Source organism: Salinivibrio sp. HTSP, assembly GCF_003390965.1.
Lineage (GTDB): Bacteria > Pseudomonadota > Gammaproteobacteria > Enterobacterales > Vibrionaceae > Salinivibrio > Salinivibrio kushneri.
Genome location: NZ_PXUD01000002.1, coordinates 54,652 through 68,222 on the forward strand (window position 1 = coordinate 54,652; position 13,571 = coordinate 68,222).

The 13,571-nt window shown below is 51.4% G+C and carries 15 protein-coding genes; all 15 read left to right on the forward strand.

The window, feature by feature from the left end:
* Positions 1-3: 3 nt before the first annotated feature.
* The 15 genes from fliJ (at position 4) to cheY (ending at position 13,553) form a co-directional block, all read left to right on the forward strand.
* Positions 4-456 carry a flagellar export protein FliJ gene (gene fliJ, locus C7A19_RS00525; protein WP_069363192.1) on the forward strand — a complete coding sequence of 151 codons (453 nt, stop codon included), beginning with the start codon at positions 4-6 and terminating at the stop codon, positions 454-456.
* A 91-nt stretch (positions 457-547) separates the two neighbouring features.
* Positions 548-2,239, forward strand: coding sequence for a flagellar hook-length control protein FliK (locus C7A19_RS00530; RefSeq protein WP_116643864.1), 1,692 nt, complete (start codon positions 548-550; stop codon positions 2,237-2,239).
* A 22-nt stretch (positions 2,240-2,261) separates the two neighbouring features.
* Positions 2,262-2,753 (forward strand): flagellar basal body-associated protein FliL, encoded by a 492-nt coding sequence (gene fliL, locus C7A19_RS00535; RefSeq protein ID WP_077484643.1) that lies wholly within the window; start codon positions 2,262-2,264, stop codon positions 2,751-2,753.
* Between the two features lie 8 nt (positions 2,754-2,761).
* The gene (gene fliM, locus C7A19_RS00540; protein WP_077578008.1) at positions 2,762-3,832 is read left to right on the forward strand and encodes a flagellar motor switch protein FliM; all 1,071 of its coding nucleotides are present in this window, start codon (positions 2,762-2,764) and stop codon (positions 3,830-3,832) included.
* Between the two features lie 29 nt (positions 3,833-3,861).
* Complete coding sequence (gene fliN / locus C7A19_RS00545; RefSeq protein ID WP_046074940.1) at positions 3,862-4,260, forward strand: flagellar motor switch protein FliN; 399 nt, start codon at positions 3,862-3,864, stop codon at positions 4,258-4,260.
* An 8-nt stretch (positions 4,261-4,268) separates the two neighbouring features.
* Positions 4,269-4,652: a flagellar biosynthetic protein FliO gene (gene fliO, locus C7A19_RS00550; protein ID WP_116643865.1), complete on the forward strand. Its 384-nt coding sequence runs from the start codon at positions 4,269-4,271 to the stop codon at positions 4,650-4,652.
* Entirely contained in the window at positions 4,649-5,488 is an 840-nt protein-coding gene (gene fliP / locus C7A19_RS00555; RefSeq protein ID WP_069363187.1) for a flagellar type III secretion system pore protein FliP, read from the forward strand. The genes fliO and fliP overlap by 4 nt, the downstream gene beginning before the upstream one ends.
* 11 nt (positions 5,489-5,499) lie before the next feature.
* Positions 5,500-5,769: a flagellar biosynthesis protein FliQ gene (gene fliQ, locus C7A19_RS00560; protein WP_102504683.1), complete on the forward strand. Its 270-nt coding sequence runs from the start codon at positions 5,500-5,502 to the stop codon at positions 5,767-5,769.
* 11 nt (positions 5,770-5,780) lie between these two features.
* Entirely contained in the window at positions 5,781-6,563 is a 783-nt protein-coding gene (fliR, locus tag C7A19_RS00565; protein WP_116643866.1) for a flagellar biosynthetic protein FliR, read from the forward strand.
* 4 nt (positions 6,564-6,567) lie between these two features.
* On the forward strand, positions 6,568-7,704 hold the full coding sequence (gene flhB / locus C7A19_RS00570; protein ID WP_116643867.1) for a flagellar biosynthesis protein FlhB: 1,137 nt from the start codon (positions 6,568-6,570) through the stop codon (positions 7,702-7,704).
* Between the two features lie 151 nt (positions 7,705-7,855).
* Complete coding sequence (flhA, locus tag C7A19_RS00575) at positions 7,856-9,961, forward strand: flagellar biosynthesis protein FlhA (RefSeq protein ID WP_116643868.1); 2,106 nt, start codon at positions 7,856-7,858, stop codon at positions 9,959-9,961.
* A 25-nt stretch (positions 9,962-9,986) separates the two neighbouring features.
* The gene (gene flhF / locus C7A19_RS00580) at positions 9,987-11,531 is read left to right on the forward strand and encodes a flagellar biosynthesis protein FlhF (protein WP_077484655.1); all 1,545 of its coding nucleotides are present in this window, start codon (positions 9,987-9,989) and stop codon (positions 11,529-11,531) included.
* Positions 11,524-12,411 (forward strand): MinD/ParA family protein, encoded by an 888-nt coding sequence (locus tag C7A19_RS00585; protein ID WP_069363182.1) that lies wholly within the window; start codon positions 11,524-11,526, stop codon positions 12,409-12,411. The genes flhF and C7A19_RS00585 overlap by 8 nt, the downstream gene beginning before the upstream one ends.
* Positions 12,404-13,129 (forward strand): RNA polymerase sigma factor FliA, encoded by a 726-nt coding sequence (locus C7A19_RS00590; protein WP_069363181.1) that lies wholly within the window; start codon positions 12,404-12,406, stop codon positions 13,127-13,129. Before C7A19_RS00585 ends, C7A19_RS00590 begins: the two co-directional genes overlap by 8 nt.
* 55 nt (positions 13,130-13,184) lie before the next feature.
* Positions 13,185-13,553 carry a chemotaxis response regulator CheY gene (gene cheY, locus C7A19_RS00595; RefSeq protein ID WP_046074931.1) on the forward strand — a complete coding sequence of 123 codons (369 nt, stop codon included), beginning with the start codon at positions 13,185-13,187 and terminating at the stop codon, positions 13,551-13,553.
* Positions 13,554-13,571 lie beyond the last annotated feature (18 nt).

The window sequence follows — 13,571 nt, forward strand, 5'->3', positions numbered from 1 at the left end:
CCGATGGCCGATCACGCGCTTCAGTTGCTGTTAGAAAAAGCTCAAGAGGATGAAAAGCAGGCCCAGCTTAGTGTGAGCGCGGCTCAGCAATCACTTGATGATTACTATCGCCAGTTGGAGCAAATCGAACAGTACCGGCTCGAGTATTGCCGTCAGATGTCTGATCGTGGTCAGTCAGGGCTATCGGCCAGTGCTTTTGGTCATTTGAATAAATTCATTGTTCAGCTTGATGAAACATTGGCAAAACAAAGAGATGCAGAGCATCAATTTAAAGATCATTTAGCGCAATGCCGTCAGACATGGCAACAAACTCGCCAGCACCGGCAATCATTAGAATGGCTGATAGAAAAACGAGAACGAGAGGAAGCAGAGCGTGCTCGCTATCAAGAACAACGGCAAATGGATGAAATGGCAGCAATTATCGCACGTCGACGCCCCTCACCCTTCTCTTCATAGTAAAATGGCGCGATAATTGCTTTCTCATTACCGACGCGCCAGTTGATGCCAAGTTGGCGCATAGGTAACCATAGGTAATGATGAGACACTTATGACGCAGTCAATGCTGACACTTTCCAATGTTTCGAGTAAGACCCTGTCTGCGCCGAGTGAAGGCGCGTCCAGCGAGGTGAAAGGAGAGAAAAGTGCCGGCTTTTTGTCCGCCTTGCATCAATCCCTCGATGGAAGTGAAGGACAAGCGGGGGCGATCAAGCTGACTCGTGATGGAAAAACCTTACTCGTTGATGGTCAAGCCATTGATGCGGAGGCCATGTTGGCTGACGGTATTTTCAGCGAGGCTGAGATGGAAAAAATTGCCGATATGACGGCAATGGAAGAAAGCCAATCCTTATTAATGCGGTTGAACCAAGCCGCTGAAATGTTAACTGGCAAAACCTTGCCTGCCGATGACGACGCCCTGGCATTATCTGCCGATAGCGACGCCTTGGCATTATCTGCCGATGACGAGACTATGGCATCGTCTGCCGATGTATTACCGATAAGCGACACTGACAGTAACGCGCGAGTAGACCGCCAGATTCAAGAGGGTGAAGTAGACAAACAAGCACTGCTTGCGGAGCTTTCTAAAGCGTTGCCGGATGAGGTGTCTGCGGAGGAGGTATTGGCACAGTTATCGCCCGAACAACTCGCCGTATTAGTCGCTCAGGTTAAAGCCACGCAAGATCGTGGCACAGGTGCCTTGGAACAAGGTGCTGGACGCCAAATTGCGCTTGATAGCAATGGTGAGGCGGCTAAAGGGGGGCAATCTCTCCCAGCGGATGGGCCGGTGATAAAGTGGGCGGCGATGAAGGCGCAGCAGGAGAGTCAACATGGGGCTGCCGCCGCTAAGGTGGCGCCCGGTGAGCCTGCCTTAGGCGATGCTGCGTCAGCCAATAAAGAGTCTGCGCTTAAAGATTGGTTAGCCAAAGAAGGGGCGACGACGAAAACGAATGAATTGGCTGATAAGCTGCGACAGGCGTCGGGCCAACAACAGAATATGGCAAACCCTGACGTAAAAGCTGGCGCAGCAGGTAACCCGAATGCCGCTTCGCTGCTGGCAGGGCAACACAGTCAGTCAGATGGTCTGAGTAAAGCGGCGTTAAAAGCGATGGCAGAGCAGGCGGTTCAAACTGACGCAGCCTTGGCGGCAGGCAACGCAGCAAGCGCAGCGGAAGGTGCCTCACGAGGCGAAAACTTGGCCCAGCAGCTGGCAAGCAGTCTAGGCACACCGACCGCGAACGCGGCGACAGCACGACAAGATATCCAGGTCGCTCAAAGTGCGCAGGCCCCGTTACCTTTAGGGCAAACGCCTAGCGAAGCGGGTGTGGCATTGACCGAGCGAATCAATGTCATGTTGTCTAAAAACCTGAAGCAAGTGGATATTCGTCTCGATCCACCCGAGCTTGGGCGCATGCAAATTAAGCTGGGGATCAACAACGACCAAGCTTCCGTGCATATAACGGTTGCCAACCAGCAAGCGCGTGATGCGGTCGAGCAAGCGATGCCAAGACTGCGTGATATGTTGCAGCAACAAGGGCTACAGTTAGCCCAAGGATCGGTTCAACAACAAGAGAGTGGTGCACAACAGATGGCCTCAGGCCAGCATGGTGCCGGTACCGGCGACGGTCATGCCGGTGGCGCATCACTCGGTACCTCAGGGCCGGATGATAGTGATGATACCATGCTAACCGGGCAGACGCTGAACGTCTCACACAGTGATCGGGCCGTCGATTACTACGCTTAGATAACAAGGAGCAAGCACAGCCATGGCAGATGATAACGCAACCCCAGAACAAGGCGGGAGCAAAAAAAAGCTGATTATTATCATTGTCGCCGCCGTTGTATTGCTCGCGGCGGCCGGTGGTGCGGCGTTCTTTTTCCTGTCCGGTGATGACGGCAGCCAAGAAGACATTGTCCTCGAGGAACAAAACAATGCCCTGCCCGCGATTTATGTCACCTTGCCTAAACCGTTTGTCTTTAATGTCACTGGGGATGAGCAGCAGCGATTGGTGCAAGTCAATACCCAGTTGTTAGTGCGTGGCAGTGAAATGGAAGCCTTGGCCAAAGAAAACTTGCCGCTGATTGAGCACGCGCTTCTTAATACGTTTGGTGCGGCAACGGTCGAGCAACTGCGTACACCGCAGGGGCAGCTCGAAATTCGCCGCCAATCGGCAGAGAATGTGCGCGCGGCCTTAATCAAAGTAACGGGCGAGCCGGTGGTGGAGCGTGTGCTCTTCACTGGATTTGTGATGCAATAGGTGATGACGTGACTGACTTACTCAGCCAAGACGAAATTGATGCGCTGCTTCACGGTGTTGATGACGTTGAAGAGGAAGACAACGAGCCCGAAGCCGATCAAGAGGGGGCCGTTTCCTTTGACTTCTCGTCACAAGACAGAATTGTACGTGGGCGGATGCCGACGCTCGAGCTTATTAATGAGCGTTTTGCCCGCCATATGCGCATTAGCTTGTTTAACATGCTGCGTAAAACTGCCGAAGTGTCAATTAACGGCGTGCAGATGATGAAGTTTGGCGAGTATCAAAATACCTTGTACGTGCCGACCAGTTTGAATATGGTGCGTTTTCGCCCGTTAAAAGGCACCAGCTTGATCACCATGGAAGCCCGTCTGGTGTTCATTTTGGTAGAAAACTTTTTTGGTGGTGATGGGCGCTTTCATGCGCGTATTGAAGGGCGAGAGTTTACGCCAACCGAGCGACGTGTGATCCAGATGCTGCTTAAGTTGATGTTTGAGGATTACAAAGACGCCTGGGCGCCCGTGATGGAAGTCGCTTTTGAGTATTTAGACTCAGAAGTAAACCCGGCGATGGCCAACATTGTCAGCCCCTCAGAAGTGATTGTGGTGAGTTCATTCCACATTGAGCTTGATGGTGGTGGCGGCGATATTCACATGGTCATGCCTTATTCGATGCTAGAGCCGATTCGCGAGCTGCTCGATGCCGGGGTACAAAGTGACAAGATGGATACCGATGTGCGCTGGAGTAAAGCGCTACGGGATGAGATCTTGGATGTCAATGTTGAATTGAGTGCCAAGCTATTGGATGTCACCTTATCGTTGCGCGACTTAATGGAGCTGCAAAAAGGGGATGTGATTCCGGTGGATATGCCGGATGCGTGCACCGTGTTCGTCGAAGACTTGCCCACCTATCGCGCGAAGATGGGGCAATCTAACGATAAGTTGGCACTTAAAATTGTAGAAAAACTTAAGCGTCCTGAAATGGCGAAATCGGATATTTCGTTGTTACAGGATAAACCTGAGCTACTCGATGATCTCGAGGAAGATCTACCCATCGATGATAAACAAGGTAATGCTCAGTGATCAGAACCAGTAAACAAGGGTGAGACGTCATGGATCAAAATGATGTAGACGATGATTGGGCTGCAGCCCTGGCTGAGCAATCTGACGCCGAGGGCTCAGATGATGTGCAAGCGGCCCCACTTGAAGAGCTCACTGATGACAGCGAGCAAAAAATGGGGGCGGATGAACAGCGGAAACTGGACGCGATCCTCGATATTCCAGTGACCATTTCCATGGAAGTGGGGCATACGCAAATTAACATCCGTAACTTGCTTCAGCTCAACCAAGGCTCGGTGGTGGAGTTAGATAGGTTAGCTGGGGAGTCGCTCGATGTGCTGGTGAACGGCACCTTGATTGCTCATGGCGAAGTGGTGGTCGTAAACGACAAGTTTGGTATCCGCCTCACAGATGTGATTAGCCAAACTGAGCGGATTAAGAAACTACGATAGGGATAACGGTGAACCGACGCATTTGGGGTCTACTCCTGGCGCCCATGCCTGTTTGGGCGGCGGCGCCCGAGGTCAGTATAGTGACAATGCTGTTGTCGCTAGGATTAGTGCTAGGGCTTATCTTTGCTCTGGCCTGGTTGCTGCGACGGTTAAAAGTGCCAGGGCTGGCACAGCAAAGTGATGGCATCACGATCGTTAGCCAATTGGCTGTGGGTCAAAAGGAGCGCATTTTGGTGGTTGATATCCACGGTGAACAGTTGGTTGTCGGCGTGACAGCAAACAGCGTGAACGTGTTAAAAACACTGGATAACCCCATTCCAACTGCGACGTCAGGGTCAGATAAGTCTTCTCGCTTTGCCAATCAGCTAAGCCAACTGTTGAATCGAAAATGACGATACGAATGTTATTGGCCGCTTGGGTGTGGGTGGCAGCCACCTTATTTACGCCGTTTGCTGTTGCCGAACAAGAAGCGACGCCAGCACAAGAAAGCATCACCACCGAATCGATTAGCGAAAGCGGTGAAGCGGCACGTTTAGAAGTGGGCCGTAATACGGGCGGTGGGATCCCGGCGGTGACCATGCGTGTCAACCCGGATGGCAGTGAAGACTACTCGGTCACGTTACAAATTCTGGCAATCATGACCGCGTTGGGCTTTTTGCCAGCGGTTGTCATTTTAATGACGTCGTTTACCCGGATTGTGGTGGTGATGGCGATTTTGCGTCAAGCCATGGGGTTACAGCAAACGCCATCTAACCAAGTGATTATTGGCATCGCGATGTTTTTGACCTTGTTTATCATGTCACCGGTGATTGACCGAATGAATACAGAAGCGATTCAGCCCTATATCAATGAACAAGTCACTGCGCGAGAAGCGTTTGATCGGGTACAAGTGCCGCTGCGTGAGTTTATGCTTCGGCAAACGCGAGTGAAAGATTTGGAAACCTTCGTCAATATGTCGGGGGCGCAAGTGGATGAGCCTGAGCAAGTGCCGATGACGGTGCTGATCCCTGCGTTTGTAACGTCAGAGCTGAAAACCGCGTTCCAAATTGGCTTTATGTTGTTCTTGCCATTTTTGGTGATTGACTTGGTGGTGGCATCAGTCTTGATGGCGATGGGTATGATGATGCTATCGCCCATGATAGTGTCGTTACCCTTCAAGTTAATGCTTTTTGTCTTGGTTGATGGGTGGAATCTTATCCTCTCCACCTTGGCAGCCAGTTTCGGCTAAAGGAGGCAGCGATGGCCCCAGAAGCGTTTGTCGAGCTTTTCCAAGATGCGCTCTATCTGGTGTTGCTACTGGTTTCAGCCATTGTAATACCCGGCTTGTTGGTGGGTCTTATCGTGGCCATCTTTCAAGCCGCGACCTCAATTAACGAGCAAACATTGAGCTTTTTGCCACGTTTGATCGCCACCTTTATTGCCTTAATGTTCTTTGGCCACTGGATGACGCGGATGTTGATGGAGTATTTCTATCGCTTGATTGATCACATCCCCAACATCCTTTACTGACGAGGCAAGCCATGGAATATCCAGCCTCAGTGATCCTGTCTTGGATGGCTAACTACTTTTGGCCCTTTACCCGTATCTCTTCGATGATGATGGCGATGACTTTCTTTGGCGCGCGATTTGTGCCAGTGAGGATCCGTCTCTACCTGTCACTGGCGATTACCTTCGCGGTGATGCCCGCGTTACCGGCCGTCCCCGAGAATATCGAGCTGGTCTCCTTCGCCGGTTTTACCGTGCTTGCGCAGCAAGTGGTCATTGGTGTGGCGATGGGGATGGTCACCCAATTTATTACGCAAACCTTTGTGGTGTTGGGACAAATTTTGGGGATGCAATCGAGCTTGGGTTTTGCGTCCATGGTCGATCCGGCCAATGGCCAGAATACCCCCTTGCTGGGGCAGTTTTACTTATTTTTGGCGGTGATGTTGTTTCTCGCCACGGATGGGCATTTAAAAATGCTTAACCTAGTGGTGATGAGCTTTGATACCTTACCGATTGGCGAGATGATTGGTGCTGCCGACTACCGCAGTTTGGCGCAGTGGTTCGGGATCATGTTTAAAGTTGCCCTCAGTATTTCCCTAGCAGGCGTTATCGCCTTGCTGGTGGTCAACTTGTCATTTGGTGTGATGACGCGCGCCGCGCCGCAGTTGAATATTTTCTCTCTTGGCTTCGCTTTTGCATTGTTGATGGGGCTGCTGATCAGCTGGTATCTGCTGTTCGGTATGTTGACGCACTACAACAATCATTGGGAAACAGGGTTAAACCAAGTTTGTTCGCTAATTCGAATTAATTGCGAGTAGAGGCATGGCAGAGAGCGAAGGTCAGGAAAGAACAGAAGACGCCACACCCCGAAGGCAGGAGCAGGCGCGGGAAAAGGGCCAAGTACCGCGCTCAAGAGAACTGGCTTCGGTTTCCGTATTGGTCGTTGGTGCCATCAGTTTGATGTGGTTCGGACAAGCGCTGGGCGAAGCCTTGATGGCATTAATGACGCGCCTATTCTCTTTGTCACGCGCCGAGATCTTTGACAGCTCAGAGCTGATGCTGGTGGTAGTCGGTGAGCTACAGCATTTGATTCTGCCACTTGGGCTGATCTTGATTGTGCTCTTTATCTCCGGCCTCGTAGGGGCGGCCGGGCTCGGTGGGGTGAGTTTCTCGTGGGAGGCTGCACGGCCTAAACTGTCGAAAATGAGTCCGCTGTCTGGCTTTAAACGCATGTTTGGTACCCAGGGATTAGTCGAATTATTAAAGTCGATTCTCAAAGTGTTGTTGGTGGCGGGTGTGGCCGCATACTTGGTTTATATCAACCTAGAGGACTTCTTCGAGCTGACCATTGATACCTTCCCCAGCAACCTCTATCACGCGCTCGATATATTACTTAACTTCGTTCTGTTGGTGTGCTGCTCCCTGTTGGTTGTGGTAGTCATTGATGTGCCATTTCAAATTTGGCAACACAATGAGCAGCTCAAAATGACCAAACAGGAGGTCAAAGACGAGCATAAAGAAACCGAGGGTAGCCCAGAAGTGAAAGGGCGAATTCGCATGTTGCAGCGGGAAATGGCCCAGCGCCGAATGATGGCTGACGTGCCCCAAGCGGATGTGGTGGTCACTAACCCTGAACATTATTCCGTGGCGTTGCGCTACAACAGTGATATGGATAGCGCGCCCGTGGTGATCGCCAAAGGATCGGACTTTACCGCATTGAAAATACGAGAAATTGCCGCTGAATATGATATTGTCATCGTTCCTGCTCCCCCGCTGGCGCGGGCATTGTATTTTAGCACGGAGCTTGAGCAACAGATCCCTGACGGCTTGTTTACCGCCGTCGCTCAGGTTCTTGCGTATGTCTTCCAGTTAAAGCAATACAAAAAAGGACGAGGTCGACGGCCCACACGTCCTGATGACGCTTATTTACCTATCCCTACCGATTTACAGCATGACTAAGCGTCGCCGAGCACGACAATGTCAGCGCAGTGCCAAAATGCTGACACTTTACGGGCTTTTTTTGGCGTAAAACTTGCTTTCTCTGCATTCCCGTTTTGAGTATACGCGGCACCAGGCCCGCGTTCACCAATCATGGATTTGAACGCTTAACATGTTAAAAGCCAACTGGCGATTGCCATTTTCTGACAAAGTGCCTTACCACAGGTTAGGAGCGATGCCGGCTATCGGTGCGCCAGCACTGGTATTAGCGACCTTAGCGATGGTGGTGCTTCCTGTCCCGCCCATGCTGCTCGATTTAATGTTCTCGTTTAACATTGCATTATCGCTGGTGGTACTACTGGTTACCATTTATACACGGCGTCCACTTGAATTTGCGGCTTTCCCGGCGGTGCTGCTGATCGCAACGTTAATGCGGCTGGCTCTTAACGTTGCTTCCACGCGTGTGGTTTTGCTTTATGGGCACGAGGGCTCGGATGCAGCAGGCCAAGTGATTGGTGCTTTTGGCTCGGTGGTCATTGGCGGTAACTATGCCGTGGGTTTGGTGGTCTTTCTTATCTTGATGATCATTAACTTCATGGTTGTCACTAAAGGTGCGGGCCGGATTTCAGAGGTGACCGCGCGTTTTACCTTGGATGCATTGCCAGGTAAACAAATGGCGATTGATGCCGACTTAAACGCGGGGCTCATCGACCAAGAGCAAGCCCGGTCACGACGCCAAGAAGTCACGCAAGAAGCGGATTTCTACGGCTCGATGGATGGTGCGTCTAAATTCGTCAAAGGCGATGCCATCGCCGGTATTTTGATCCTTTTCATCAACATTGTGGGTGGTTTGTCGATCGGGATGGGGCAGCATGACTTAGGGTTTTCCGAAGCACTAGAAGTCTATACCTTATTGACCATTGGTGATGGTCTGGTTGCACAAATACCGTCGTTGCTGCTGTCGATAGGCGCCGCCATTATGGTGACGCGACAAAACACCGAAGAAGACATGGGACAGCAGGTGGTGTTCCAGCTGTTTGATAATCCGCGTGCGTTGATGATTGCCACCGGTATTTTGACGGTGATGGGGTTGGTGCCGGGCATGCCGCACTTGCCTTTCTTACTGCTGGCAGTGATTTGTGGTGGCCTAGCGTACTGGAAATACAAACAATATCAAAAAGCGCAGCAAGCACCGGAGCAAACCGATCTTCCTGAGGCCGCCCCCGCCACGCCGAAAGAGCTATCGTGGGACGATGTGCAGCCGGTGGATGTTATCGGGCTAGAGGTAGGATATCGTCTGATTGCCATGGTCGATCGTGATCAGGGCGGCGAGCTGCTCGACCGAGTCAAAGGTGTACGCAAAAAACTGTCGCAAGATTTTGGTTTTTTGATCCCACCCGTACACATTCGCGACAACCTTGAGCTGCCACCCCATAACTATCGTATCACCTTAATGGGGGTCGCGGTTGGAGAAGCCGACGTCCATCCTCAACATGAACTTGCCATTAACCCTGGGCAAGTGTTCGGTCCTATTGACGGTGAGCCCACCCAAGATCCGGCTTTCGGCCTTGAGGCGGTTTGGATTGAGCCTAGCCAACGGGAGCATGCGCAAGCACTCGGTTATACCGTGGTCGACGCTGCCACTGTGTTGGCCACTCACCTTAGCCAGATGCTGACTAACAACGCCGAGCGTTTATTGGGTCACGAGGAAGCGCAAAACTTGGTGGATATGTTAGGTAAGCAGGTACCGCGCTTGGTTGAAGGACTGATCCCGGATCAAATCCCGCTCAGTGTGTTAGTCAAAGTGCTGCAGAACCTGCTCAGTGAAGCGATCCCTATCCGTGATATTCGCACCATCGTGCAAACCATGGCCGAGTACACCGGCAAGAGTCAAGATCCTGACATTTTAACCGCTGCGGTCAGGATTGCACTGCGTCGTCTGATCGTTCAAGAAATCAATGGCAGCGCCCCTGAACTGCCAGTGATCACCCTTGTTCCTGAACTGGAACAGATGTTGCATAAAACCATGCAGGCATCGGGTGGCGAGTCGACCGGGATTGAGCCGGGTTTGGCTGAGCGATTGCAATCCTCATTGGCTGACGCGACACAGCAGCAAGAGTTGCAAGGCGAGCCGGCGGTATTGCTAACGTCTGGCGTGCTAAGAGCGACATTGGCGAAATTTGTCAAAAACACAATACCGACGCTACGCGTCTTGTCTTATCAAGAAGTGCCTGATGAAAAACAAATTCGTATCGTCAATGCGGTTGGCAACAATTAACATCGTTTATGAGTAGGGCAGTGCTTTGAAAATAAAACGTTTTTTTGCAAAGGATATGAGAGCAGCATTAAGCCAAGTGAAAGAAGAACTTGGCGCTGATGCGGTGATCATGTCTAACAAAAAAGTGACTGGCGGCGTAGAAATTGTCGCGGCGGTTGATGCGGATACAGAGCCAATGCCTGATAAGCCCGCCCCAAACGCGCAGCAACAATCTGCTCAGGCTTATTCTCAGGCGCACCGCCAACTGGCGGATGATCAAGTGCAACTGCGTCAACGGCAACAGGCAGGTAGTCGTCAAAACAGTCATACTAAGCGCCCACCTCGCTTTTCCGCGATGCTGGACGAGTACCGTGAACAATCTCAGCCAGCCGAACTAGAAACAGAAGCTGACTCGCTGAGCGCCTTGCTACAACGTCAACAAAAGCAGCCAGCACGGCGCTCATCGCCATCAGGGGCTGACGATCGGCCAGCCGCGCTAGGGCGCGGTTATGAGCCGCGTCGCCAGCTAAAAAGCAACAACCGCTCGGACTGGCAAAATACCACCACCAAACCCAATGGCGGGGCCGCTTCTCCACCAAAACCGAAGCTTGATCCCTCTCGGTTTGAGGGGCGTCAATCTCAGGCTTCGCATCAAGAAATTGATGCAATGCGTCAAGAAATGGCCTCCATTAGAAGCCTGTTAGAGCATCAATTGTCGGGGCTGATGTGGCAAGAGGTAGAGCGGCGAGAGCCGCTGCGCGCCATGCTCATCAAACGCCTAGAGCGCATGGGACTCTCGTCCGAGCTAGCGGATCAATTGGCCTGTTATATTCCAGAAGAGACACCACCGAATGAGGCGTGGCAAGCGCTCCTTGACCTAGTGGCGGATCAGGTGATCACGGTTGATGAGAATATGCTAGAAACTGGCGGGGTGATTGCACTGCTGGGTCCGACTGGGGTAGGAAAAACCACCACGATTGCCAAGCTGGCGGCGCGAGCCGCGATGGAGTTTGGCCCTGAAGATATTGCCTTGGTGACCACAGACACATTCCGTATCGGTGCCCATGAGCAGTTAGCCACATACGGCCGTATCCTTGGCTGTCCTGTTAAAGTGGCTAAAGATGCTGATGAACTTGCCGACATCCTTTATCAGCTGCGTCATAGACGCTTGATATTGCTAGATACCGCTGGAATGGGGCAGCGTGATCTTCGCTTGTCGGAACAGCTCGATACCCTGATGCAAAACAGTGGCTCCCATATCCGTAGCCTGCTGGTGTTACCGGCGACGTCACAACGCCGCGTTTTACAAGAAACCATTGAACATTTTCGCCGTATCCCGTTATCGGGATGTGTTCTGACCAAACTCGATGAATCGCTCAGCCTCGGTGAACTGTTGTGTGTCACCATCGAAAATGCCCTGCCTGTGGCCTATTTAGCCGACGGGCAACGTGTGCCAGAAGATATCCGCCAAGCCACGGGACAGTTCCTGGTTGCAAAAGCCAGCGACATGTTGGAATCAGGTGCGGATCAGCACAGTCACTTCTGGAACAGTGATGTCCCAGAGTCGAATGGGGCGGACTTTTATGATTGAGACAAGCATGCAAGATCAAGCAAGCGGCCTGCGCCGTTTAACCAATCCGTCACGCACCAAGGTTATTACCGTAACCGGGGGAAAAGGTGGCGTAGGGAAAACCAATGTCACACTGGGAATGGCCGCGTCTATGGCCCGCCAAGGTAAAAAGGTCATGGTGCTAGATGCCGACCTTGGTCTCGCCAATGTGGATGTGTTACTTGGCCTAAGAGCGGGTAAGAATCTGTCTCATGTGCTTCAAGGCGTCTGTGATCTGAAAGATATCATTCTCGAAGGTCCGCACGGTATGAAAATCGTGCCTGCATCGTCTGGTCTTCAAGGTATGACAGAGCTAACACCGGCACAACATGCTGGTTTAATTCGCGCTTTTGGTACACTCGAAGAAGAGGTTGATGTACTCTTAGTGGATACTGCCGCGGGGATTTCAGACATGGTACTGAGCTTTTCGCGCGCCGCACAAGATGTCGTCATTGTGGTCTGTGATGAACCTACATCAATTACTGATGCGTATGCATTGATTAAAGTACTCAGCCGTGAACATGGTGTGACACGCTTTAAAGTTGTTGCAAATATGGTCAGAAGCTACCGTGAAGGACGAGACTTGTTCACAAAATTAACGCGAGTCACTGAAAGATTTCTCAATGCTAATCTAGAATTAGTAGCATGTGTTCCCGTTGACGAAAGGGTGAGGCAAGCAGTGAGAAAACAAAAAGTTGTCATTGACGCATTTCCTCGCTCGCCCGCATCATTGGCGATGAGTGCGTTGGCGAACAAAGCGCTGACTTGGCCGGTGCCGCGAAATCCGGGAGGCCATCTGGAGTTTTTTGTTGAGCGGTTGCTGATCAAAAATGATGACGCAGGAGAGTTAATTCGTGAATAGAGCGCTCACGTATAGCCGCACAGGGGCAGATCGCCAAGCGGTACTTGAGCGTTATTCGAGTTTGGTCAAGCGCATCGCGCATCACTTGATGGGGCGCTTGCCACCGAGTGTTCAAGTAGAAGATTTGATCCAAGCTGGTATGGTCGGCCTCCTTGAGGCACAGCAAAATTATGACCCTTCTAAAGGGGCGAGTTTTGAAACTTATGCCGGTATTCGAATTCGCGGTGCTATGCTGGATGATATGCGCCGCGGTGACTGGGTGCCACGGTCTGTCCACAAGGCGAGTCGTTCAATCAGTGATGCCATCGCATCACTAGAAAAAGCGTTAGGTCGGGATCCAACCGACGTGGAGGTGGCTGAAAAGCTTGATATGAGCTTAGAGCAGTATCATCAGGCGCTTAACGATGTAAACTGTGGGCGTTTGATCGGGATGGATGATCTGGGCGTCTCTGAAGATGCATTCACAACAGAGAGCCATCGTAACGACAACACTCCCTTTCAGGGTGTTGCGGAAGACAGTTTCAAAGCTGCATTAGCGGCGGCGATCAAAAGTCTTCCTGAAAGAGAGGCACTAGTGCTATCTCTTTATTATGATGAGGAATTAAACCTCAAAGAGATAGGCGCAGTGATAGGGGTCAGCGAATCCCGGGTCTGTCAGATTCAAAGTCAGGCTACGCAACGTTTGAGAGCTAAGCTATCCGCTTGGCATAGTGAGTAAGTAACTGTTTCGACAATAAAACGAGACCTCACCGGAGGCAACCTTGGATAAAAACATGAAAATTCTCGTTGTTGATGATTTTTCAACAATGCGCCGTATCGTAAAGAATCTTCTTCGTGACTTAGGTTTCAACAATACCGTTGAAGCGGATGACGGCTTAACCGCGCTGCCAATCCTCAAAAAAGGCGGTATTGATTTTGTCGTGACCGATTGGAATATGCCTGGTATGCAGGGGATCGATTTGCTTAAAGAAATCCGTAAAGACGGCGATCTTAAGCACCTGCCTGTATTGATGATCACCGCTGAGGCGAAGCGCGAGCAGATTGTAGAAGCCGCGCAAGCAGGGGTGAATGGTTACATTGTTAAACCTTTTACTGCCGCTACGTTGAAAGAGAAGCTCGACAAAATTTTCGAGCGTATGTAAACAGTAAGCGCACAGTAA